The organism is Streptomyces sp. NPDC048254, from assembly GCF_043201895.1.
In the GTDB taxonomy this organism is placed as follows: Bacteria; Actinomycetota; Actinomycetes; order Streptomycetales; family Streptomycetaceae; genus Streptomyces.
Genome location: NZ_JBICZJ010000011.1, coordinates 233,729 through 255,833 on the forward strand (window position 1 = coordinate 233,729; position 22,105 = coordinate 255,833).

18 protein-coding genes and 1 pseudogene are annotated in these 22,105 nt (G+C 72.4%); 7 read left to right on the plus strand and 12 right to left on the minus strand.

All coding sequences use genetic code 11. The features are described 5' to 3' along the window. Positions 1–147: 147 nt before the first annotated feature. Positions 148–933 (plus strand): annotated as a pseudogene (locus ACGFZQ_RS29935) (peptidoglycan recognition protein); the annotation flags it as partial. A gap of 285 nt (positions 934–1,218) precedes the next feature. Next, positions 1,219–1,464, plus strand: coding sequence for a hypothetical protein (locus ACGFZQ_RS29940; RefSeq protein ID WP_393842960.1), 246 nt, complete (start codon positions 1,219–1,221; stop codon positions 1,462–1,464). A 3-nt stretch (positions 1,465–1,467) separates the two neighbouring features. Here the strand turns inward: ACGFZQ_RS29940 and ACGFZQ_RS29945 are convergent, their stop codons facing one another. The 4 genes from ACGFZQ_RS29945 to ACGFZQ_RS29960 all read right to left on the minus strand — a co-directional run bounded on the left by ACGFZQ_RS29945 (position 1,468) and on the right by ACGFZQ_RS29960 (position 6,986). After that, positions 1,468–1,986, minus strand: coding sequence for a DUF4240 domain-containing protein (locus ACGFZQ_RS29945; RefSeq protein ID WP_351733311.1), 519 nt, complete (start codon positions 1,984–1,986; stop codon positions 1,468–1,470). A 59-nt stretch (positions 1,987–2,045) separates the two neighbouring features. Continuing rightward, entirely contained in the window at positions 2,046–3,032 is a 987-nt protein-coding gene (locus ACGFZQ_RS29950; protein ID WP_393842961.1) for a helix-turn-helix transcriptional regulator, read from the minus strand. Between the two features lie 77 nt (positions 3,033–3,109). Then, positions 3,110–5,821 carry a pyruvate dehydrogenase (acetyl-transferring), homodimeric type gene (gene aceE, locus ACGFZQ_RS29955; RefSeq protein ID WP_393842962.1) on the minus strand — a complete coding sequence of 904 codons (2,712 nt, stop codon included), beginning with the start codon at positions 5,819–5,821 and terminating at the stop codon, positions 3,110–3,112. A gap of 541 nt (positions 5,822–6,362) precedes the next feature. Beyond that, positions 6,363–6,986, minus strand: a complete 624-nt coding sequence (locus tag ACGFZQ_RS29960) for a GntR family transcriptional regulator (RefSeq protein WP_393842963.1) — start codon at positions 6,984–6,986, stop codon at positions 6,363–6,365. 380 nt (positions 6,987–7,366) lie between these two features. On the opposite strand from ACGFZQ_RS29960, the gene ACGFZQ_RS29965 reads away from it, so the two are divergent. Then, a complete protein-coding gene (locus ACGFZQ_RS29965; protein WP_393842964.1) occupies positions 7,367–7,951 on the plus strand; it encodes a hypothetical protein in 585 nt (194 codons plus the stop codon). A 60-nt stretch (positions 7,952–8,011) separates the two neighbouring features. Here ACGFZQ_RS29965 and sucB read toward each other — a convergent pair whose 3' ends face one another. The 3 genes from sucB to ACGFZQ_RS29980 all read right to left on the minus strand — a co-directional run bounded on the left by sucB (position 8,012) and on the right by ACGFZQ_RS29980 (position 13,165). Further along, on the minus strand, positions 8,012–9,826 hold the full coding sequence (gene sucB, locus ACGFZQ_RS29970) for a 2-oxoglutarate dehydrogenase, E2 component, dihydrolipoamide succinyltransferase (protein ID WP_393842965.1): 1,815 nt from the start codon (positions 9,824–9,826) through the stop codon (positions 8,012–8,014). Between the two features lie 60 nt (positions 9,827–9,886). After that, entirely contained in the window at positions 9,887–11,275 is a 1,389-nt protein-coding gene (gene lpdA, locus ACGFZQ_RS29975; RefSeq protein WP_393842966.1) for a dihydrolipoyl dehydrogenase, read from the minus strand. 354 nt (positions 11,276–11,629) lie between these two features. Continuing rightward, positions 11,630–13,165 carry a leucyl aminopeptidase gene (locus tag ACGFZQ_RS29980; protein WP_393842967.1) on the minus strand — a complete coding sequence of 512 codons (1,536 nt, stop codon included), beginning with the start codon at positions 13,163–13,165 and terminating at the stop codon, positions 11,630–11,632. A 247-nt stretch (positions 13,166–13,412) separates the two neighbouring features. On the opposite strand from ACGFZQ_RS29980, the gene ACGFZQ_RS29985 reads away from it, so the two are divergent. Then, positions 13,413–13,577 (plus strand): hypothetical protein, encoded by a 165-nt coding sequence (locus ACGFZQ_RS29985; protein WP_393842968.1) that lies wholly within the window; start codon positions 13,413–13,415, stop codon positions 13,575–13,577. A gap of 82 nt (positions 13,578–13,659) precedes the next feature. Beyond that, the gene (locus tag ACGFZQ_RS29990) at positions 13,660–14,436 is read left to right on the plus strand and encodes an endo alpha-1,4 polygalactosaminidase (RefSeq protein ID WP_393842969.1); all 777 of its coding nucleotides are present in this window, start codon (positions 13,660–13,662) and stop codon (positions 14,434–14,436) included. 25 nt (positions 14,437–14,461) lie between these two features. Here ACGFZQ_RS29990 and ACGFZQ_RS29995 read toward each other — a convergent pair whose 3' ends face one another. Beyond that, on the minus strand, positions 14,462–15,256 hold the full coding sequence (locus ACGFZQ_RS29995; RefSeq protein ID WP_393842970.1) for an adenosylcobinamide-GDP ribazoletransferase: 795 nt from the start codon (positions 15,254–15,256) through the stop codon (positions 14,462–14,464). Between the two features lie 60 nt (positions 15,257–15,316). Here ACGFZQ_RS29995 and ACGFZQ_RS30000 point away from each other — a divergent pair, with 60 nt between their 5' ends. Continuing rightward, positions 15,317–16,084: a hypothetical protein gene (locus ACGFZQ_RS30000; protein ID WP_393842971.1), complete on the plus strand. Its 768-nt coding sequence runs from the start codon at positions 15,317–15,319 to the stop codon at positions 16,082–16,084. On the opposite strand, the gene ACGFZQ_RS30005 is transcribed toward ACGFZQ_RS30000, so the two are convergent. The 3 genes from ACGFZQ_RS30005 to cobT form a co-directional block, all read right to left on the minus strand. After that, entirely contained in the window at positions 16,021–16,746 is a 726-nt protein-coding gene (locus tag ACGFZQ_RS30005) for a hypothetical protein (RefSeq protein WP_393842972.1), read from the minus strand. The genes ACGFZQ_RS30000 and ACGFZQ_RS30005 overlap by 64 nt on opposite strands. Positions 16,747–16,756: 10 nt before the next feature. Next, the gene (locus ACGFZQ_RS30010) at positions 16,757–18,553 is read right to left on the minus strand and encodes a phosphatidylglycerol lysyltransferase domain-containing protein (RefSeq protein WP_393842973.1); all 1,797 of its coding nucleotides are present in this window, start codon (positions 18,551–18,553) and stop codon (positions 16,757–16,759) included. A 74-nt stretch (positions 18,554–18,627) separates the two neighbouring features. After that, a complete protein-coding gene (cobT, locus tag ACGFZQ_RS30015; protein WP_351732276.1) occupies positions 18,628–19,698 on the minus strand; it encodes a nicotinate-nucleotide--dimethylbenzimidazole phosphoribosyltransferase in 1,071 nt (356 codons plus the stop codon). A gap of 141 nt (positions 19,699–19,839) precedes the next feature. On the opposite strand from cobT, the gene ACGFZQ_RS30020 reads away from it, so the two are divergent. Then, positions 19,840–20,814: a class I SAM-dependent methyltransferase gene (locus ACGFZQ_RS30020; protein ID WP_393842974.1), complete on the plus strand. Its 975-nt coding sequence runs from the start codon at positions 19,840–19,842 to the stop codon at positions 20,812–20,814. Between the two features lie 33 nt (positions 20,815–20,847). On the opposite strand, the gene ACGFZQ_RS30025 is transcribed toward ACGFZQ_RS30020, so the two are convergent. Continuing rightward, a complete protein-coding gene (locus tag ACGFZQ_RS30025; RefSeq protein WP_393842975.1) occupies positions 20,848–22,047 on the minus strand; it encodes a bifunctional adenosylcobinamide kinase/adenosylcobinamide-phosphate guanylyltransferase in 1,200 nt (399 codons plus the stop codon). Positions 22,048–22,105: the final 58 nt, after the last annotated feature.

The window sequence follows — 22,105 nt, forward strand, 5'->3', positions numbered from 1 at the left end:
TCCAGTGATCAGTCCACACGCGCGAGAACCTCGGGAACCGGCCACGCGTGCGTGTACCACCTGAAACGCCTCGGACCGGGACGTTGGTTCCACCAGGTGGCACAGCACACATCGCGGGCCAAGTGGATCAACCCGAGAGTGGATCCCATGCGTGTCTTCCCCAGAGCCGGGCGGCGCACCAGAATCGCCGTCCTGACCCTGCTCGGCTGTCTGCCCGGCCTCGCCGCCGCCCTCGTGCTGGTCCTGTTCGCCCAGGGCGCCGACCGCCCCGTAGCGATCCACCTCGCCGCGCCCGCGCCCGCCAGCCCCGCCAGCCGCTACGGGGCGCCCCGGCCGCGTATCGTGCCGCGCTCGGCCTGGCTGGACGACACCGTCCGCCGCACCCAGCCGCCGCCGCACTACGACGACAAGGTGGTCGCCGTCTTCGTGCACCACACCGACTCGCCGAACGGCTACGCCTGCGCCGAGGTGCCCGAGATCATCCGCCGCCTCTACACCGGCCAGACCGGCGACCGGGCATGGGACGACATCGGCTACAACTTCCTCGTCGACCGCTGCGGCACCATCTACGAGGGCCGCGCGGGCGGCACCGAGCGAGCGGTCGTCGGCGCCCACACCCAGGGCTTCAACCACCGCACCGCCGGTATCGCCGCCCTCGGCACCTTCACCGCCGGGGTGCCTGTGCCGCGCGCCATGACCGACTCGATCGCCGCCCTCGCCGCCTGGAAGCTCGGCCTGGCCGACGTCGACCCGCGCACCAGGGCCCGCCTGGTCTCCAGCAACGGGCTCAGCCGGTACCGGGAGGGCACCGTCGTCGCCCTGCCCGCGGTCGCCGGCCACCAGGACGGCTACCGGACCAACTGCCCCGGCACCGCCCTCGCCGCCAGTCTCCCCGGGATCAGGGAGGCGGCGGCCCGGCTGCAGGGCAGGGTGCCGCAGGCCCCGCCCACGCCGACGCCCACGCCGACGCCGACCCCGGCGGGACCGCCCACGGCGGCCCCGCCGAGCGCACCCGCCGTGGCCCCGGCCCGAACACCCCTGAACCCACCTCTCAAAGCGCCTCTCAGAGCACCCCTCGAAGTGCCCGTCAGGTCCCTGAAGCCACCCGTGGAAGCACCCGTGCAAGCACCCACAGGAACGCCATAGCCGGCACGCAGGCCGTTCAGATCCCCGCGTCCTAACGTCATGGACAACACAAGCCGACTGGAGGTGGGGATCATGAACAGCAGTCGTACCGAAGCCCGCGAGGAGACCAAGGACACCAGGGAGCAGGACGGTTGGGTCAGGTCCGCGCGCGGCCCCTGGGCCGTGGTCTGCGCGGTCGCGACGGTCGTCCTCGGCCCGGCCGCGGTCACCGCGTCCGCCCTCGACCAGGCCAACGCGGCGCCGATGCACCACGCGGTCAGGGCCGAGCAGACCCAGGCGTACATCCCGTCGGACGTGACCCGGCGCCGCGCGGCGTAGCACTCACTCCTTGAAGCGGTTCCAGAGTCTGGGGAACCGTTCCGCGAGCGCCTGCTCGTTCTCGAAGTCGACCGGGCTGCCCTCCGGTTCGGAGGGCGCGGGGGCGATGCCCAGGTCCGGGGCCACGGTCCCGGTGAGCTGTTCGTACGCCTCGTCCGCGGCGTACCCGAGCTCCTCGCCGTCGCCGTCGATCTCCTCGTCGAAGTCGCCCAGCGCCTCCGCCAGCCCGTCCGGGTCGTGCAGGGCGCCCTCGAAGACCTCCCGGCCCTGGCCGATCAGCCAGCACCGGAAGAAGTCGAAGGCGTCGTCGCTGGCCCCGTCGAGCAGCACCCACGCGGCCCCCCACAGGTCCCAGCGATAGGCGCGGTTGTAGCGGGCCTCGAAGTGACGGGCGAAGTCCAGCACCATGTCCGGGTCCAGCTGGAGCAGCCGGTCCACGAGCAGGTCCGCCTGGTCCTCCGGGTCGCCCTCCGCGGCCTCGCGGGTGCCGTCGACCAGTTCCCAGAACTCCGTCTCGTCCATCACGGGTCCAGCATCGTGCCTGTGCGCCGGGGGCGCACGCGGAGTGGTGCGGATTGTTATCAGCCGTCCCCCGCCGGTGGGTACAGCCCCGCCAGGCGCCGCGCGTCCGCCGCGAAGCGTGCCCTCAGCTCCGGCGGCGCGAGCACCTCGGCCTCCGGCCCGAGCGCGGTCAGCTGACCGTGCGCGACCTCCTCGCTCTCCACCGGCAGGGTCACCGTCACCCACCCCCGCGCGTCCGGGGTGCCGGCGCCCGCGAGCGCCTGCCGCGCGGCCACCGGGTCGACGGCGTACGGCAGTCTGCGCAGGCCGACCGCCGACAGCCGCACCACCACCTCGGCATGCAGGATCGACCGCGCGAACTGTTCCGCCCGCCGGTCCCAGAACCCCGGCAGGTCGAACCTTTCGTCCCGCGCGAACCGTTCCTCGCCGGCCTCGACCGAGGTGAACCGGTCGATCCGGTACACCCGGTAGGAATCGGTCTCCGTGATCCGCGCGCACAGGTACCAGACGCCGGCCTTCAGCACGAGCCCGTACGGCTCCAGCTCCCGCCGCACCTCCGACTCCCCGCGCCGGTAGTGCGCGACGACCCGCCGGTCGTCCCACACCGCGTCGGCGAGGGCGGGCAGCAGCGCGGGTGTCCCGGGCTCGGCGAACCAGTTGGGCGCGTCCAGGTGGAACCGCTGGGCCGCGGTCCGGGAGGCGTCCCGCAGCGAGGGCATCAGCGCGGCGGACACCTTCAGCCGGGCGGCACTGGCGGCGTCGGCCAGCCCCATCTCCCGCAACGCCCCCGGCACCCCGCTCAGGAACAGTGCCTCGGCCTCGCTCCGGCCGAGCCCCGTCAGCCCCGTCCGGTACCCCCCGACCAGCCGGTACCCGCCCGCCCGGCCACGGTCCGCGTACACCGGCACCCCCGCCTCCGACAGGGCCTGCGCGTCCCGCATCACGGTCCGCTCCGACACCTCCAGCTCGGCGGCCAGTTCACCGGCGGTCATGGCGGACCGGGACTGGAGCAGAAGCACCATCTTGATGAGCCGGGCGGCACGCATACGTCTCATGATGCCGGGCCGGAAAAGGATCTCCGCCGCAACGGCGAGCCGTTGCGGCGGAGACAGACGTGCGTTTCCTACAGGCCGTAACGCTCCCGCGCTTCCTTCACCGCGGTCGCCTTGACCTCGCCGCGCCTGGCCAGCTGGGCCAGGGCCGCGACGACGACCGACTCGGCGTCGACGCCGAAGTGGCGGCGGGCCGCGTCCCGGGTGTCGGAGAGGCCGAAGCCGTCGGCGCCCAGGGAGGACCAGTCCTGCTCGACCCACTGCGCGATCTGGTCCGGGACCTGGCGCATGTAGTCGGAGACGGCCAGCACCGGACCCTCGGCACCCTGCAGGGCCTGGCGGACGTAAGGCACCCGCTCCTCGCCGCGCAGCAGGGCGGCGTCCGCCTCCATGGCGTCGCGGCGCAGCTCCGTCCAGGAGGTGGCGGACCAGACGTCGGCCGCCACGCCCCACTCCTCGGTGAGCAGCCGCTGCGCCTTGAGCGCCCAGTGGATCGCCGTACCGGAGCCGAGCAGCTGGATCCGCGGGGCGTTCGCCACCACCGAGAGCCCGGCCGACTCCGCCGTGCTGAAGCGGTACAGGCCCTTGACGATGCCCTCGTCGATGCCGAGCCCGGCCGGCTTCGCGGGCTGCGGGAGCGGCTCGTTGTAGACGGTCAGGTAGTAGAAGACGTTCTGGTCCTCGCCCGGGGCCGGCTCGCCGTACATCCGGCGCAGACCGTCCTTGACGATCGTCGCGATCTCGTAGGCGAAGGCCGGGTCGTACGACAGCGCGGCCGGGTTGGTCGCGGCGATCACCGGGGAGTGGCCGTCGGCGTGCTGGAGGCCCTCGCCCGTCAGGGTCGTACGGCCGGCGGTCGCGCCGACGAGGAAGCCGCGGCCGAGCTGGTCGCCGAGCTGCCACATCTGGTCGGCGGTGCGCTGCCAGCCGAACATCGAGTAGAAGATGTAGAACGGGATCATCGCCTCGCCGTGCGTCGCGTACGCGGTGGACGCGGCGATGAAGTCGGCCATCGAACCGGCCTCGGTGATCCCCTCGTTGAGGATCTGGCCGTTCTTGGCCTCCTTGTAGTACATCAGCTGGTCACGGTCGACCGGCTCGTACGTCTGCCCCTTGGGCGAGTAGATGCCCAGGGAGGGGAAGAGGCTCTCCATGCCGAAGGTGCGCGCCTCGTCCGGGACGATCGGCACCCAGCGCTTACCGGTCTCCTTGTCGCGGACCAGGTCCTTGACGAGGCGGACGAAGGCCATCGTCGTCGCCACGTTCTGCGAGCCGGAGCCCTTGTCGAAGGAGGCGAAGGCCTTGTCGGCGGGGGCCGGCAGGGGGGCCAGGGCGTGCGTGCGGCGGGCGGGGGCCGGGCCGCCGAGGGCCGCCCGGCGCTCCTGGAGGTAGCGCACCTCGGGGGAGTCGGCGCCCGGGTGGCCGTAGGGCACCACACCGTCGACGAAGTCGCTGTCCTTGATGGGCAGTTCGAGCAGGTCACGCATCTGCTTGAACTCGTCGACCGTCAGCTTCTTCATCTGGTGGTTGGCGTTCTTCGACGCGAAGCCCTGGCCGAGGGTGTGGCCCTTGACGGTCTGGGCGAGGATCACGGTCGGCGCGCCCTTGTGGTCCAGGGCCGCCTTGTAGGCCGCGTACACCTTGCGGGCCTCGTGACCACCCCGCGAGAGGTGGAAGCACTCGATGATCTTGTCGTCGCTGATCAGCTTCGCCAGCTCGGTGAGCGCCGGGTCCTTGCCGAAGAAGTCGGCGCGGATGTAGGCGGCGTCCCGGGTCTGGTACGTCTGCACCTGCGCGTCCGGTACCTCGCGCAGCCGTCGTACCAGCGCGCCGGTGGTGTCGAGCGCGAACAGCTCGTCCCAGGCCGAGCCCCAGAGCGACTTGACGACGTTCCAGCCGGCGCCGCGGAACTGGGCCTCCAGCTCCTGCACGATCTTGAAGTTGGCGCGCACCGGGCCGTCGAGGCGCTGCAGGTTGCAGTTGATGACGAAGGTCAGGTTGTCCAGGCCCTCGCGGGAGGCGAGTGCGAGGGCGGCCGTGGACTCCGGCTCGTCCATCTCGCCGTCACCGAGGAACGCCCAGACGTGCGAGGACGAGACGTCCTTGATGCCGCGCGCCGTCAGGTAGCGGTTGAAGCGGGCCTGGTAGATCGCCGACAGGGGGCCGAGGCCCATGCTCACCGTCGGGAACTCCCACAGCCAGGGGAGGCGGCGGGGGTGTGGGTACGACGGGAGGCCGTTGCCGCCGGCCTCCTGGCGGAAGTTGTCGAGGTGCGCCTCGGTCAGGCGGCCGTCGAGGAAGGCGCGCGCGTAGATGCCGGGGGAGGCGTGGCCCTGGATGTACAGCTGGTCGCCGCTGCCGGCGGCCTCCTGGGACTCCTTGCCCTTGAAGAAGTGGTTGAAGCCGGTCTCGTAGAGCCAGGCCGCGGAGGCGAAGGTGGCGATGTGGCCGCCGACGCCGTGTTTGCTGCCCCGGGTGACCATCGCGGCCGCGTTCCAGCGGTTCCACGCGGTGATCCGCCGCTCCATCTCCTCGTCGCCGGGGACGGTGGCCTCGGCGGCGGTGGGGATGGTGTTGACGTAGTCGGTCTCGAGAAGCTTCGGCAGCGCGATGCCGTCCGCCTCGGCGCGCTCCAGCGTGCGGCGCATCAGGTACGCGGCGCGGTGCGGCCCGGCCTCCCTGGCCACGGCGTCCAGTGAGGCCTGCCATTCGGCGGTCTCCTCCGGGTCCCGGTCGGGGAGCTGGTCGAGCGCGCTCGGCTGGATGGCCTGGGGGTCGGTCATGTCGCCGCCTTCCTCAGTCGAAGGGGGTTCCCTCATCGGTAAGGGTTCGGGGGTGCCCTTGGTCTTTGGCAGGACAGGGCGGCGGGCCCGGGTGCGGGCCCGTCGGCGACAATAACTCCCTGATCGATGATCGATCAAAGGGTTGAGGGGCAAAACTTCTCGATTCCGAGAAAGTCGGCACGGGGTGCCTCCGGCGGTGGCACCGGGTGACGCATCTGGAGCGGGGTTTCTGCAGGTGAGATGGTGTTTGAGCGAGGGAGCGCTCTTGTGCGGGGAGGGGGTGAGAGAGACGGCTGAGAGAGACGGCCGAGGGGATCCGGCACCGCCGGAACGCGCCGTGGGGGCCGAGCGCCGCTGCGGCGGGGGAGGGGCCTACCGCGTTTGAAGCGTCGCGGCCATGATGAAGCCGGTCGCCGGCCTTGGTGGGCGTGGCGGTTGGGCATGGAGAAGGTGGCGGGCGGGCGGGATTTTTTTCGCCGCGACGGTGGTCAGCCGCGACGGCCCTCTTCGGTGGTGCCGGGTGCGCCGCAAGCCCGAAGGATCACGGCCTGGGGGCGCAGCCCAGTACGTGGGCCTTCACGATGTCGGCGATGCGCGGATCCCGGCGCTGGAACGCGGCCACCAGTTCCTCGTGCTCCTCGGCGTACGACTGCTGGACCGTCCCCAGCCAGCGGATCGACAGCGCCGTGAAGACCTCGATGCCCAGGCCCTCCCAGGTGTGCAGCAGCACCGAGTTGCCGGCCGCCCGGACCAGCTCGCGGTGGAAGCCGACCGTGTGGCGGACCTGCGCCGTGCCGTCCGCGTTCCGGTCGGCCTCGTAGAGCGCCGTGACATGCGGGTCGAGCGCCGAGCAGTCCTCCGCCAGCTTCGCCGCCGCCAGCTCCGCCGCGATCGCCTCCAGCCCGGCCCGCACCGGGTAGCTCTCCTCCAGGTCGGCCGCCGTCAGGTTCCGCACCCGCACGCCCTTGTTCGGCGCGGACTCGATCAACCGCAGCGACTCCAGCTCCCGCAACGCCTCCCGCACCGGAGTCTGGCTGACCTCCAGCTCGGTGGCGATCCGTCGCTCCACGATCCGCTCGCCCGGCTTCCAGCGCCCGCTGACGATTCCCTCCACGATGTGCTCGCGGATCTGTTCGCGCAGCGAGTGGACGACGGGCGCGGTCATGGGAGCTCCTTAAGGGCGTTGACGTTTAGACAATACGGCCGGACCGCCTCTCGGGAGAGGCGCACGGGGGCGCTTTCGCGCAGGTGAGACGAGACTTACACGCTTCCCAGTCGGGCGGGATCCGTAAAGCCCCGTGCCGGGGTCGCTGCGGAGTCGTCACCGCCGTGTCACCGGCAGAACCCACGCGGGCCGTTCGCTGTCGCGGTGTGCAGAGGGGCTCCGGCAGGGGCGCCCCTCCGCGGCACCGGGGGCGTCATGCGCATCGGGGGACGGACCGGCTGGGCGGTCACCGCGGCGGCCGTCGCGGCGATCCCGGGGATCACGGCGTGCGGACCGACGGGCACGGGCCCGCACGGCGGCAAGCCAGGAAAGCGAGGAGCATGGCCGCCCCGGCGGACGGGGCAGCGGTGCTACGCGCCCGGCCCGGCGGCGCCTGCGTCTTCGTCAAACCCGACGGCGCGCAGAAGTTCGGCCACGTGGGGTGGGGCTTCCGCGTCACCGGTACGGACCGGTGGGAGTACGGCGCCGTCGAGAACCCCAGCGGCAGGCTCTACACCCCGCCCGGCGGTGACATCGGGGCCTGGCACGCCCAGGGGCCGTACCGGCAGATGCTGCACGACATGTCGACCGACGCGATCCCCCACGCTCGGCTTCGCTCGCGCGGGGGGACCCCCATCCCCGGCAAGTCCAGCCATCCCTACAGCCGTTACCGGTGCACGTCGTCCTCGACGAGCGACGTCCGCGCCGCCCGGAAGATGATCCGTACCGTCGAAGGCCGCGGCTTCCTGGTCGGCGTCGACCCGAGGACCGGGGAGCTGACCTCCCGGGACTGCCTCGACGCGACGTACGACGTCCTCAAGGCCTACCGGACCCGGCACCTGACCCCGGCACCCCACCTCGGCATCCCCAACGTGTGGGTGGCCACGCTCGTCGGCTGGTCGGACGCCCGGCTGACGCCCGGGTGAGACGACGGTGCCCCGCCCGGAGCAGCTCCGGGCGGGGCACCGTACGACTTCTCGGAAGGCTTACAGGCCGAGCTCGACCTCGAACTCGCCCGCCTCCAGGATCGCCTTGACGGCCGTCAGGTAACGCGCCGCGTCGGCGCCGTCCACCAGGCGGTGGTCGTAGGACAGGGTCAGGTACGTCATGTCGCGGACGCCGATGACCGTGCCGTCCTCCGTCTCGATGACGGCCGGACGCTTGACCGTGGCACCGATGCCGAGGATCGCGACCTGGTTCGGCGGCACGATGATCGTGTCGAACAGCGCACCGCGCGAACCGGTGTTGGAGATGGTGAAGGTCGCGCCGGACAGCTCGTCCGGGGTGATCTTGTTCGCCCGGACCTTGCCCGCGAGCTCGGCGGTGGCCTTGGCGATACCGGCGATGTTGAGGTCGCCCGCGTGCTTGATGACCGGGGTCATCAGGCCCTTCTCGGAGTCCACCGCGATACCGACGCTCTCGGTGTCGAAGTAGGTGATCGTGCCCTCTTCCACGTTGATCCGGGCGTTGATGGCCGGGTGGGCCTTCAGCGCCTGGGCCGCCGCCTTGACGAAGAACGGCATCGGGGAGAGCTTGACGCCCTCGCGCGCGGCGAAGGAGTCCTTGGCCTGGGCGCGCAGGCGCATCAGGCGGGTCACGTCGACCTCGACGACCGAGGACAGCTGCGCCTGCTCGTGCAGCGCCTTGACCATGTTGTCGCCGATGACCTTGCGGATGCGAGGCATCTTGACGGTCTGGCCGCGGAGCGGGGAGACCTCCAGCTTCGGGGTCTTCTTCGCACCGGCGCTCGGAGCGGCGGCGGCCGCGGGGGCCGGAGCGGCGGCGGCGGCCTTCGCGGCCTCGGCGGCGGCGATGACGTCCTGCTTGCGGATCCGGCCGCCGACACCCGTGCCCTTGACGGCGCCGAGGTCGACACCGTTCTCGGCGGCGAGCTTGCGCACCAGCGGGGTGACGTAGGCGCCCTCGTCGACCGGAGCGGCCGGAGCCGGAGCAGCGGCCGGGGTGACCGGGGCCGGAGCCGCCGGCGCGGGGGCCGGGGCGGCCGGAGCCGGAGCGGCGGCGACCGGGGCGGGAGCCGGGGCCGGAGCGGCCGGGGCGGGCGCGGGCGCCGGGGCCGCGGGGGCGGCCGGGGCGGGCGCCGGGGCAGCGGCGGCGGGGGCCGGAGCGGGCGCGGCCGGAGCCGGGGCGGCCGCCGGAGCGGCACCCGGGGCGCCGATGACGGCGAGCTTGGCGCCGACCTCGGCGGTCTCGTCCTCGGCGACCACGATCTCCAGCAGCACACCGGCGACCGGCGCGGGGATCTCGGTGTCGACCTTGTCGGTGGAGACCTCAAGCAGCGGCTCGTCCTCCGCGACCTCCTCGCCGACCGACTTCAGCCAGCGGGTGACGGTGCCCTCGGTGACGGACTCACCGAGCGCGGGCAGGACCACGTCCGTGCCCGAGGCGCCGCCCCCTGCGGGAGAGGAAGACGCGGCCGGGGCGGCGGCGGGGGCCGGGGCGGGAGCGGCGGGGGCCTCGGCCACCGGGGCCGGGGCGGGGGCAGCGGCCGGAGCCGGGGTCGGCTCGGCGGCCGGAGCCGGTGCGGCGGGGGCCGGGGCGCCGGTGCCGTCGTCGATGATCGCCAGCTCGGCGCCCACCTCGACGGTCTCGTCCTCGGCGACCTTGATCGAGGCCAGGATGCCCGAGGCGGGGGCCGGGATCTCGGTGTCGACCTTGTCGGTCGAGACCTCGAGCAGCGGCTCATCGGCCTCGACGCGTTCACCCTCGGCCTTCAGCCAGCGGGTGACGGTGCCCTCGGTGACGCTCTCGCCGAGCGCCGGAAGGGTTACGGAAACCGCCATGGTTTCGGTTGCTCCTTACGAATTGCGGAAGTCTGAGTCGTCGCGTGTGTCGACCGAGGGTCAGTCGTGCGAGTGAAGCGGCTTGCCGGCCAGGGCCAGGTGGGCCTCGCCCATCGCCTCGTTCTGCGTCGGGTGGGCGTGGATGAGCTGGGCGACCTCGGCGGGCAGCGCCTCCCAGTTGTAGATCAGCTGGGCCTCGCCGACCTGCTCACCCATGCGGTCGCCGACCATGTGGACGCCGACCACGGCACCGTCCTTCACCTGGACGAGCTTGATCTCGCCCGCGGTGTTGAGGATCTTGCTCTTGCCGTTGCCCGCCAGGTTGTACTTCAGGGCGACGACCTTGTCCGCACCGTAGATCTCCTTGGCCTTGGCCTCGGTGATACCCACGGAGGCGACCTCCGGGTGGCAGTACGTGACCCGGGGGACACCGTCGTAGTCGATCGGAACGGTCTTCAGACCGGCCAGCCGCTCCGCCACCAGGATGCCTTCGGCGAAGCCGACGTGCGCGAGCTGCAGCGTCGGGACCAGGTCGCCGACGGCGGAGATGGTCGGGACGTTCGTCCGCATGTACTCGTCGACCAGGACGTAACCGCGGTCCATGGCGACGCCCTGCTCCTCGTAGCCGAGGCCGGCCGAGACCGGGCCGCGGCCGACGGCGACGAGCAGGACCTCGGCCTCGAACTCCTTGCCGTCGGCGAGGGTGACCTTGACACCGTCGGCGGTGTACTCGGCCTTCGAGAAGAAGGTGCCCAGGTTGAACTTGATGCCGCGCTTGCGGAAGGCGCGCTCAAGAAGCTTGGAGGAGTTCTCGTCCTCGACCGGGACGAGGTGCTTGAGGCCCTCGATGACGGTGACGTCCGCACCGAAGGACTTCCAGGCGGAGGCGAACTCGACGCCGATGACCCCGCCGCCCAGGATGATCGCGGACTTCGGCACGCGGTCCAGGACGAGGGCGTGGTCGGAGGAGATGATGCGGCTGCCGTCGATCTCCAGGCCGGGCAGCGACTTCGGCACGGAGCCGGTCGCGAGCAGGACGTGGCGGCCCTGGACGCGCTGGCCGTTCACGTCGACGGAGGTCGGGGAGGAGAGACGTCCCGTGCCCTCGATGTACGTCACCTTGCGGGAGGCGATCAGACCCTGCAGGCCCTTGTACAGACCGGCGATGACGCCGTCCTTGTACTTGTGCACGGCCGGCACGTCGATGCCCTCGAAGGTGGCCTTGACACCGAACTGCTCGCTCTCGCGGGCCTGGTCGGCGATCTCGCCCGCGTGCAGCAGGGCCTTGGTGGGGATGCAACCCCGGTGCAGGCAGGTACCGCCGACCTTGTCCTTCTCGATCAGGGCGACGTCCAGGCCCAGCTGCGCCCCGCGCAGGGCCGCGGCGTAGCCGCCACTACCACCGCCGAGGATCACTAGGTCGAAAACGGTGCTGGCGTCGTTCGCCACGTCACGTCCTCCATGCATGTGCGCCGTACGCCGGGCACCTTTTTCCCATACGGGTGGTTGACCGGTCGGTCGGCTGGTGTCCGGCCGCTCTTCTTCGGCCCTGTGGTGGGGGCCCTGTCCTGCCGAGCCCCATCTTCGCACTTGTCGGAGGTGAACGAGACGCCGGGCTGGGGTGTGAGACACCACACGCAGCGCCCCGTAAGGGGCGCGGGGCTGTGTTCGACATGCGGCTCCGCCGCGTGGGCGCGAGCAACCCCCACGGCCCGCAGTCGCCCGACGACGGAGCGGACCGAGTCAGTGGGCGACGGGACCCCGCCCTACCCGCGCGCGAGGTCCCGTCCACGAAAACCGACGTCAGCCCAGGTCACCCTCGGCGGTCAGCTCGGCAAGCCGCACCAGCGTCCGCACCGCGGACCCCGTCCCGCCCTTCGGCGTGTAACCGAACGCACCGCCCTCGTTGAAGGCCGGCCCGGCGATGTCCAGATGCGCCCAGGTGATCCCCTCACCCACGAACTCGCGCAGGAAGAGGCCCGCGACCAGCCCGCCGCCCATCCGCTCACCCATGTTCGCGATGTCGGCGGTCGGGGAGTCCATCCCCTTGCGCAGGTGCTCCGGCAGCGGCATCGGCCACGCCGGCTCGCCCACCTCCTCGGCGGCCTCGTGCACCGCGGAGCGGAACGCGTCGTCGTTGGCCATGATCCCGAACGTCCGGCTGCCCAGCGCCAGCATCATCGCGCCGGTCAGCGTCGCCACGTCGACGATCGCGTCCGGGTTCTCCGCCGACGCCGCCCACAGCGCGTCGGCGAGGACCAGCCGGCCCTCGGCGTCCGTGTTGAGCACCTCGACCGTCTTGCCGCTGTACATGCGCAGCACGTCACCCGGGCGCACGGCGGAGCCGGACGGCATGTTCTCGGCGAGCGCCAGCCACCCGGTCACATTGACCCGGAGACCGAGGCGTGCCGCCGAGACGACGGCCGCGAAGACGGCCGCCGCGCCGCTCATGTCGCACTTCATCGTCTCGTTGTGCCCGGCCGGCTTGAGCGAGATACCGCCCGAGTCGTAGGTGATGCCCTTGCCGACGAAGGCGAGGTGCTTGTCCGCCTCGGGGCTCGTGTACGACAGCTTCACCAGCCGCGGGGTCGCGGCCGAGCCGCCGCCGACGCCGAGGATGCCGCCGTAGCCGCCCTTGACGAGCGCCTTGTCGTCGAGCACCTGGATCTTGATGCCGTGCTCCTTGGCCGCCTCCTGGGCGATCGAGGCGAACGCGGCCGGCGTGAGGTCGTTCGGCGGGGTGTTGACCAGGTCGCGGGCGCGGTTGAGCTCCTCGGAGACCGCGGTGGCGCGGGCGAGGGCCGCCTTGTGGGCCGCGTCCCGCGGCTTGCCGCCGAGCAGCGTGGCCTCCGCGAGCGGCGCCTTGGCGTTCTTCGCCTTCCCGTTGCCGCCGTTGTCCTTGTAGACGTCGAAGGAGTAGGCGCCGAGCAGCACACCCTCGGCGATCGCGCCGACGGCGGCCGTGTCCTCGACGGGCAGCGCGAAGGCCGCCTTCTTCGCGCCGTTCAGCGTGCGGGCCGCGACGCCGGCCGCCCGGCGCAGCGCCTCCGCGGCGTAGCCGCCGCCGTCGGGCTCGGCGCCCAGGCCGACCGCGATGACGAGCGGGGACTTGAAGCCGGCCGGCGAGGGCAGCTTCGTCAGTTCGCCCTCGGCACCCGAGGCACCGAGGGTCTCCAGGACGTCGGCGAGCTTGCCGGCGTAGGCCTTGTCCACGGCCTCGCCGCCCGGCGCTACGACCAGGTCCCCGGACCGGGAACCCGTGCCCTTGGCGACACCGATCACGATCGCGTCGGCCCGGAGGCCGGGCGCCGCTGAGGTGCTGAGAGTGAGAGCAGTCACGGTGGTGGAATCTCGCTTCCGATGTTGAGTTGCTGTGGCCGAGTGGGTGGGTCGACCGGGCCCGGGAAGCGACCCTAGGCAGTGGCCTGGGGGCGCGTTGCCACCGGGGCCTTCACCCTGTCGGCGAACACCCGGGACGAGCCTACGCGTGTGGATGCGTCCGCTCATTCCTGCGGGCGTTCACCTGAGGGTGGCGTCATGGCCACTTCCCTCTCTCGCGCTTGGTGACCGGGGCCACACTCGTCGCGTGACGGCCCCCTCCGGAACCCAGGTCCCGGTGACCGTACCGGAGGGCACGAAGCAGCAACTCCTGCTCACCGCGCAGGTGTTCGGAACGCCGTACGCCGGTGCGCGCTCGGCCTGGACCACACCGGGGCCGCTGCAGTCGGCGGTCACGCTGAAACTGCCGTAGGCGCAACCCCGCGAAGCGACCGCGGCACCCGGGGTGGGAGATCATCGACGGGTCCCCTGTCGTACACCCTGGAGCCCGCCCGGTGAAACTTCGCGTCACCACACCCCTGCTCGTCCCGCTGGCCCTGCTCGCCGGCTGCACCGGGGCCCCGGACGACGCCGGGCGGTGGCAGCCTAGGCCCGGGGTCACCTGGCAGTGGCAACTGAGCGGCCGCGTGGACACGTCCGTGCGGGCGTCGGTGTACGACATCGACGGCTTCGACCAGTCCGAGGCGACGGTCGGCACGCTGCACGGCAAGGGCCGCAAGGTCATCTGCTACCTCTCCACCGGCGCCTTCGAGGACTGGCGCCCCGACGCGAAGAAGTTCCCCGGGTCGGTGCTGGGACGTGGCAACGGCTGGGAGGGTGAGCGCTGGCTGGACATCCGCCGTACGGACGTCCTGGAGCCGTTGATGGCGGCCCGCTTCGACATGTGCAAGGACAAGGGCTTCGACGCGGTGGAGCCCGACAACATGGACGGCTACAAGAACCGCACCGGCTTCCCCCTCAAGGCGGCCGACCAGCTCCGCTACAACCGGCTCATCGCCCGGCTGGCCCACGACCGGGGCATGTCGGTGGGCCTTAAGAACGACCTGGACCAGATCCCGCAGCTGGTCACCGACTTCGACTTCGCGGTCAACGAGCAGTGCGCCCAGTACGGCGAGTGCGACGACCTGAAGCCGTTCATCACGGCGGACAAGGCCGTCTTCCACGTGGAGTACGAACTGCCGACGGCGAAGTTCTGCGCCCAGTCGCGCAAGCTGAAACTGAGCTCACTGGAGAAGAAGTACGAGCTGGGCGTATGGAGAAAGGCGTGCTGAAGCGCCCCTGAGGGACGCGCGACCTTCAGTCCCCCAAAGAAAACACCACAAGCGCCACAGTGGCCGCCGTCTCGGCAAGGCACCCGAACACATCTCCCGTAACCCCACCGAACCGCCGCCGGCACAACCGCAGCAGCACATCCGTCGCCGCCTCCGCCACCACCACCGCGAGCAACGCCCGCAGACTGTCGGCCGGCCCCACCAGCGCTCCGGCCCCCGCCGCCACCACCATCACCGCGATCGTGACCGCCGACGCCCCCACCTTCGGCACCACCCCGGCCACCGCCGCCCCCAGCCCCTCCGGCCGGGCCGCGGGCACCCCCTCCACGGCGGCCAGGGTCATCGCCAGCCGGGCCACCGTGGCCGCGACGACCGCGGCCAGCATCCCGTGCCGCCACGAGCCGCCGTAGGCCTCGGCCAGCGCGGCCACCTGACCGAGCAGCACGAGGACGAGCGTGATCACCCCGAACGGCCCGATGTCCGACTGCTTCATGATCCGCAGCGCTTCCTCGGCGGGCTTGCCGCTGCCCAGCCCGTCGGCGGTGTCGGCGAGTCCGTCCAGGTGCAGCCCCCGGGTGAGCACGGCCGGTACCGCGACCGCGGCGACCGCGGCCAGCAACGCACTCGCCCCGGCCAGGACCAGCAGCGCGCCGACCGCGCCCGCGCAGAGCCCGACGGCGAGGCCGGCCAGCGGCGCGAGCAGCATGCCGCCCCGGGCGGCCTCGCGGTCCCAGCGGGGCACCTTCACGGGGAAGACGGTGAGCGTGCCGAAGGCGAAGCGGAGGCCGTCACGCCAGGGAGTCGCAGAGGTCGCAGCCACCGGCGCAGGCTACCCGGTGGTCAGGAGGGTCCCCATCACGGCCGGGGATAAAGTGCGCACATGGGACATTGGCTGGAGCGGAACGTCATCGAGCCGGGCAAACTCCCCCTGCTGCTCGCCCTGAGCGCCTTCGTCCTGACCTTCGTGATCACGCGGGTCGTCACCCGGCTGATCCGCGCCGGAAAGGGCCCGTTCGGCAACGTGAAGGCCGGCGGGCTGCACATCCACCATGTGGTTCCCGGCGTCGTCCTCGTCGTCATCGGCGGTTTCGGCGCGGTCGCCGGCGGCCGGCAGGGCTTCGGCGCGGCCCTCGCCGCGATCGTCTTCGGCATCGGCGCGGGGCTCGTGCTCGACGAGTTCGCCCTGATCCTGCACCTCGACGACGTCTACTGGACCGAGGAGGGCCGCCAGAGCGTCGAGGTCGTCGTCATCACCGCCGCGATGGTCGGGCTGCTGCTCGCCGGTTTCTCGCCGTTCGGCGTCAACGACATCTCGGCCGACGAACTCCAGGACCGGGGCGCCGTCATCGCGAACATCGTCGCGAACTTCTTCTTCTCGCTCGTCGCCCTGAGCAAGGGCAAGGCCCGTCTCGCGATCTTCGGGGTGGTCGTCCCGTTCGTCGGTCTCGTCGGCGCGGTCCGGCTGGCCCGTCCCGGCTCGGCCTGGGCCCGCCGCTTCTACGCCGACCGCCCGCGCGCCCGGGCCAGGGCCGGGCTGCGCGCCTACCACCACGACCGCCGCTGGGCCCGGCTCAGCAGGACCCTTCAGGACTGGATCGGCGGCAAGCCGGACCGCCCCGAACCGGCCCGGCTGCCCGGCCGCCGCTGACGCCACCGGCGCCGCAGCCGCCGCCCCGCCGCCAGCGCCGCGTACAGCGCCACCACGCCGGCGATCGCCGCCAGGTGCTCCTTGCCGGCGAGGTTGTCCTTCAGCGCCACCTCGACCACCATCGCCGCCGCCACCGCACCCGTGGTGACGTACGCGCCGTACTGCCGGCCCAGGACGACCGCGAGCCCGACGACGGCGGCCGAGGGGCCGGTGTCCACCACCCAGGCGTCCGAGGCGGGCAGGCCCAGGGGGCTGTGCGGACCCAGCGCGATGCCGACGCGGGCGTACAGCGTGCCGGCGAGGGTCGCGACGTACGCGACGGTCAGCGTCCGCCACCAGCCCAGGCACACCTCGGCGATGCCGAACACGACCAGGATCTGCACCAGCGCGCCCCACACCGGCAGGTCCAGCGCCGGTACGAACAGCGACAGGGGAGTGCGCAGCAGGGCCGGCCAGAGCGGGTCCGCGGCGCGCACGCCCCCGATGTCCTGCACGAACCGATAGCCCCACGACTGGTTCTGGACGAACTGCAGCAGCGCCGTCAGACACACCGCCGCGACGGCCATCGGCACCGCCCGCAGCCGCCGCTTCGCCAGCGCGCCGCGCACGGTGGTGAACAGCGGACCCCACTCGGCGCGGGCCCAGCGGGCGACCTGCTTCATGCGGTGGTCCTCATCGGTGTGTGTCCCGGTCCGTGTCCAGATGCCGTCGGTGCAGCCACTTCGGCAGCACCGGCGTCTCCAGGAACCCCTCCGCGCGGGCCGACGAGAGGCCGATGCGCGGCAGGTCCGCGCTCTTCTCGAAGAGCAGGAACCGGGGTTCCCAGATGGGCCGGTACTTGGCGTTGGCCCGGTACAGGGACTCGATCTGCCACCACCGGGAGAAGAAGCTCAGCAAGGACCTCCACAGCCGAAGCACCGGCCCCGCGCCGAGACGCGCACCACGTTCGAAGACCGATCGGAACATGGCGAAGTTGAGCGAGACCTGCGTGATCCGGATCTCTCCGGCGCGCCGCAGCAACTCGATGACCATGAACTCCATCAGCCCGTTGTCGGAGTCCCGGTCCCGCCGCATCAGGTCGAGGGAGAGCCCGCGCGGCCCCCACGGCACGAACGACAGCAGCGCCCGCAGCCGGCCCTCCCCGTCGGTGCACTCCAGCATCACGCACCGCCCGTCCCGCCCGTCCCCGAGCCGCCCCAGCGCCATGCTGAACCCGCGCTCGGTGGCGCCGTCCCGCCAGTCGTCGGCGCGCCGCAGGAGGTACGACATCTCGTCCGCGGGGATGTCCTCGTGCCGGCGGATCCGCACCGAGTAGCCCGCCCGCCCGACCCGGTTGTGGGCCTGCCGGACGGTCCGCATGGCCCGCCCCTCCAGCGTGAACTCGGCGACCTCGACGATCGCCTCGTCACCGAGCTCCAGCGCGTCGAGCCCGTGCCGCGCGTACACGGTCCCGGCCTCCTCGCTCGCCCCCATCACCGCCGGGATCCACCCGTGCGCCCGCGCCTCGTCCAGCCACGGCCCGATTGCCCCCGGCCAGGCCTCTGGATCCCCGATCGGATCCCCGGAGGCGAGCGACACCCCGCCGACCACCCGGTAGGCCACCGCCGCCTTCCCGGTCGGCGACCACACCACGCTCTTCTCCCGGCGCAGCGCGAAGTACCCGAGCGAGTCCCGCTCGCCGTGCCGCTCCAGCAGCGCCCGCAGCCGTTTCTCGTCGTCCTCGGTGATCGGGTCGACGGCGCGGCGGGAGCGGAAGGCGGCGTAGAGGACGGTGAGGACGAGGAGCGTGCTCAGTACGTTGACGGAGACGTTCACCCAGTTGGGCGGTGCGATGTACGGGAACCGGGAGGGGTCGGCGGCGACCGAGACCAGGCGCAGGGTGCCGTAGTGCCAGCGCTCCGCGAACGTCGAACGGGCGGCGTGCGGGGCCTGGTTGGTGAAGGTCACGAGGAGGGCGGCGAGCAGCGAGGCGAGCAGGCCGCCGCCGACGGCCACGGTCGCGGCGAGCCGCGGGTTCGACCGGTCGCCCTTGGCGTAGAACTCCCGGCGGCCGGCGAGCAGTGCGCCCACGAAGGCGGCGGTCAGCGCGATGGAGATCCAGTTCTGCGGGTACCGCCGGATCTCCGGGAACGCCATGGCGAACGCGAACAGAGCGAGGAACAGCCCGCTCAGGACGAGGTTGAGGATCCAGGCGGCCCGCTTGCGGCGCCGCATCGTGATCGCGAGGAACGCGGTGAACACCCCGGAGGCGAAGCCGGCGGTCAGCAGGTACGGCGTGAAGAAGTCCTCCTGGTTGTGCCGCCGCACGTCCTGCCCCAACGACACCCACACCGCGCTGAGGAAGTTGACGAAGGCGACGGCCCGCAAGTACCACACGGCAAAGGCGGCGCCCCGCCGGGAAACCCCGCCGGCCCGCCGCCCCACCGCACGTCCACCACACCGCTCAACGGCAATTCGGACATCTCCCATGGAGATGGATCATATGGGCGCCCCCACAACGAACCCCACCACACGCACGGACCTCGCCGTTGCCGGTGATACCTCTACTCCTCCGGTTTCTCCTCTTCCTGCGGCTTCTCCGGGAGTTCCGCCGCCAGGGCCGCCGCGGACTGGACCAGCGGCAGGGCGAGCAGTGCGCCCGCTCCCTCACCGACCGTCAGGCCCTGTTCCAGCAGCGGCTCCAGGGCCATCCGGTCCAGCGCCTTCGCCTGGCCCGGCTCCCCGCTGTCATGGCCGGCCAGCCACCAGTCCGGTGCCCGGAACGCGATCCGCTGCGCGACCAGCGCACACGCGGCGGCCACCACCCCGTCCAGCACCACCGGCAGTTTCCGCACCGCCGCCTGCAACAGGAACCCGGTCATCGCCGCGAGGTCGGCCCCGCCGACCGTCGCCAGCAACTGCAGCTGATCCCCGAGCACCGGCCGCGCCCGCCGCAACGCGTCCCGGATCGCCGCACACTTCCGCATCCACGCGAGGTCGTCGATGGCGAGCCCGCCCCGCCCGGTCACCACGGACGCGTCGGTCCCGCACAGGGCCGCGACAAGGACGCAGGCCGCCGTGGTCCCCCCGACGCTCACATCGCCGAGCACCACCAGGTCGGTCCCGGAGTCGGCCTCCCCGTCGGCCAGCGCCGTCCCCGCCCGGAAGGCCGCCTCCGCCTCCTCCAGGGTCAGCGCGTCCTCGATGTCGATACGTCCGCTGCCCCGCCGTACCCGGTGCCGTACGACCTCCGCGGGCAGCGTGTCCGGGTCGCAGTCCAGGGCCATGTCGACGATCCGCAGCGGCACCCCGAGCCGCCGGGCCAGCACCGCCACCGGGCTGGCCCCCTCCAGGATCGCCCGCACCAGCAGCCCGGCACTGCCCGCGGGCCGTGCGGACACGCCGAGTTCGGCGACGCCGTGGTCACCGGCGAAGAGCAGGACCCGCGGCCGTTCGACCGGCCGTACCGGCACGGAACCCTGTGCGGCGGCCAGCCACTCACCCAGGTCGTCGAGGCGGCCCAGCGACCCGGGCGGCACGATCAGCCGCTCCCGGCGCGCCTCTGCGTCACGGCGCACACCGCCGTCGGGGCGCTCGATCAGATCGGTGAAGTCGTCGAGATTAAGCGAGCTCATTCGCCGAACAGTACCGGCACCGAACCAACGGTTCGGGGCCAGATCGCCACCACACCCGCACGGCGTCTTGGCAGGCAAGATCGGTATCCCATACGTTCCGTTTTGCAGTGGATTGCGTACAGGGAGCACAGGGAGCCGCCCATGCCGCCCACACCCGAACTTCTCCCGGCAGCCGACCGGTTCCACGAGCCGCGCCGCGAGGACTGTCCCTGGTGCGGTTCCAGACGCCTGCGCACCCGGCTGCGCACGCCCGACCTCCTCCATCACCGGCCCGGCAGGTTCGCCGTCGACGAGTGCCGCGACTGCGGCCACGCCTTCCAGAACCCCCGGCTGACCGCGGAGGGCTTCACCCTCTACCACCGGGACTACTACGAGGGCCGCCTGGAGGACTACACCGACCGCCTGCTCGCGACCCGCGGCGGCCGCCGCCGGCACCGGGCCGCCGCCCGCGAGATGCAGGCGCTGACGGAGCCGGAGAGCTGGCTGGACGTCGGCACCGGCCGCGCCCACTTCCCGCGCACGGCGAAGGAACTCTTCCCGTACACGTCGTTCGACGGCCTGGACTCGACCCTGCGGGTGACGTGGGCCCAGGCCGAGGAGTACGTCGAGGAGGCCCACTGCGGCCACCTGACCGCCCCGCACCTGCTGGTCCGGCTGCGCGGCCGCTACGACGTCGTCAGCATGTTCCGGCACCTCGAACACGCCCCCGACCCGCGCGCCGAACTCCGCGCGGCGCTCGCGGCGCTGCGCCCCGGCGGCCACCTCCTGATCGAGATCGCCAACCCGCGCAGCGCCTTCGGCGCGCTCCTCGGCAAGTGGTGGGTCCCGTACGGCCAGCCCCGCCATCTGCATCTGGTGCCGCCGGCCAACCTGCGGGCCGAGCTGGAGTCCCAGGGCTGCGAGATCCTGAAAGCCGACCGGAAATCGCCCCACATCCCGTACGACATCTCGGCGGCGCTCACCCTGCTGCTGGGCCGGGTGCTGCCGAAACGGGGGCTGCGGGCGGCGGCCCCGCTGGTGGCCGTGGCGGCGGCCGTCGACCACGCGTTGGCCCCCTTGCTGCGCCGCACCCCCTTCTCCAACGGATACCGGATCATCGCGAGAAAGAGGCGCTGACCCCCGCCCTCCCACCCCTCACCCCCACCCCGACTACCGCAGCACCACCACCTGCCCGGCCACCACCAGCACCACCTGCTCGCACTCGTCCGCGAACGCCGCGTTCAGCCTGCCCAGTTCGTCCCGGTACCGCCGCCCCGACGCCGTGGCCGGCACGATCCCGGACCCCACCTCGTTGGAGACGGCGACCACCGTCCGCCGAGTCGCCCGCACCGCCTCCGCCAGCTCCCGCACCCGCTCCCGCAGCGCCTTCTCCCCGCCCGACGCCCACTCCGTGTCGTCCCACGCCCCGACGGAGTCCATCGCGTCCGTCAGCCACAGCGACAGACAGTCCACCAGCAACGGCGGTCCGTCCTGCGCCAGCAACGGCACCAGGTCGCACGTCTCCGTCGTACGCCACGATCCCGGCCGCCGCTCCCGGTGTACGGCGACCCGATCCGCCCACTCGGTGTCCCCGCCGCGCGTCCCGCCCGTGGCGACGTACAGCACGTCGGGGAAGGACTCCAGCCGCCGCTCGGCCTCCACGGACTTCCCGGACCGCGCCCCGCCCAGCACCAGCGTCCGGCGCGGCACGTCGGGCACCTCCTCGTACACCCCCACCGTCAGCGTCGTACCGTCCGGCACCGCCCGCGCCCCGGCCGCCGCCAGCCGCCGCCGCAACTCCGGTCCCGGCGGCACGTCGTGGTCGAGATGGACGGCGATGACGTCGGTGGCCGGGCCCACCGCACCCACCGCCCGCAGGCGCGCCAGCGCGTCCGGACGCCCCACGACGTCCAGGAGCGCCATGTCGTACGACTCCGTGCTGCCGTTCTCCAACCCGGCCGGCGTGCCGCCCGGGGGCAGATACAGCAGCTGCTGCCCGTCGGGGCCGGTCACCGCGTACCCGGTACCGCCCGCGTCCATCGCCAGCGCCCGCACCCGGTGCCCGGTCAGCAGCGCCAGCTCCCGGCCGTCCGGCACCCGCCCCGGCTGCGGGAGCCCGGCCGGCACCTCGACGGCGGGACCGTCGTGCGGATGCGACAGCAGCACCTGCCGCACGCCGGCGAGCGACCGCCCGGCGCGGGCCGCCGCGAACGCCGCGCCCGGCGTCAGGTCGAGCAGCAGCGCTCCGTCGACGAGCGCCGCCGTGGCGGCCCGGACGTCCGCCCCGACGGCGCAGGCACAGGCCGCGCAGGGACAGTCCGGGCGGGGCAGGCCCGCGGGAGCACCGGTACCGAGCAAAGTCACTTCCACGCCCTGATTTTCACCCGACGCGATGAGTCCTGCCCTCAGTGGTAGTCCCGAAGGGGTC

Coding starts and splice junctions, on each gene's coding strand:
- ACGFZQ_RS29940 (WP_393842960.1), top strand. CDS start 1,219: ATGAACAGCAGTCGTACCGAAGCCCGCGAGGAGACCAAGGACACCAGG.
- ACGFZQ_RS29945 (WP_351733311.1), bottom strand. CDS start 1,986: ATGGACGAGACGGAGTTCTGGGAACTGGTCGACGGCACCCGCGAGGCC.
- ACGFZQ_RS29950 (WP_393842961.1), bottom strand. CDS start 3,032: ATGCGTGCCGCCCGGCTCATCAAGATGGTGCTTCTGCTCCAGTCCCGG.
- aceE (WP_393842962.1), bottom strand. CDS start 5,821: ATGACCGACCCCCAGGCCATCCAGCCGAGCGCGCTCGACCAGCTCCCC.
- ACGFZQ_RS29960 (WP_393842963.1), bottom strand. CDS start 6,986: ATGACCGCGCCCGTCGTCCACTCGCTGCGCGAACAGATCCGCGAGCAC.
- ACGFZQ_RS29965 (WP_393842964.1), top strand. CDS start 7,367: ATGGCCGCCCCGGCGGACGGGGCAGCGGTGCTACGCGCCCGGCCCGGC.
- sucB (WP_393842965.1), bottom strand. CDS start 9,826: ATGGCGGTTTCCGTAACCCTTCCGGCGCTCGGCGAGAGCGTCACCGAG.
- ACGFZQ_RS30000 (WP_393842971.1), top strand. CDS start 15,317: ATGGGACATTGGCTGGAGCGGAACGTCATCGAGCCGGGCAAACTCCCC.
- ACGFZQ_RS30005 (WP_393842972.1), bottom strand. CDS start 16,746: ATGAAGCAGGTCGCCCGCTGGGCCCGCGCCGAGTGGGGTCCGCTGTTC.
- ACGFZQ_RS30010 (WP_393842973.1), bottom strand. CDS start 18,553: ATGGGAGATGTCCGAATTGCCGTTGAGCGGTGTGGTGGACGTGCGGTG.
- cobT (WP_351732276.1), bottom strand. CDS start 19,698: ATGAGCTCGCTTAATCTCGACGACTTCACCGATCTGATCGAGCGCCCC.
- ACGFZQ_RS30020 (WP_393842974.1), top strand. CDS start 19,840: ATGCCGCCCACACCCGAACTTCTCCCGGCAGCCGACCGGTTCCACGAG.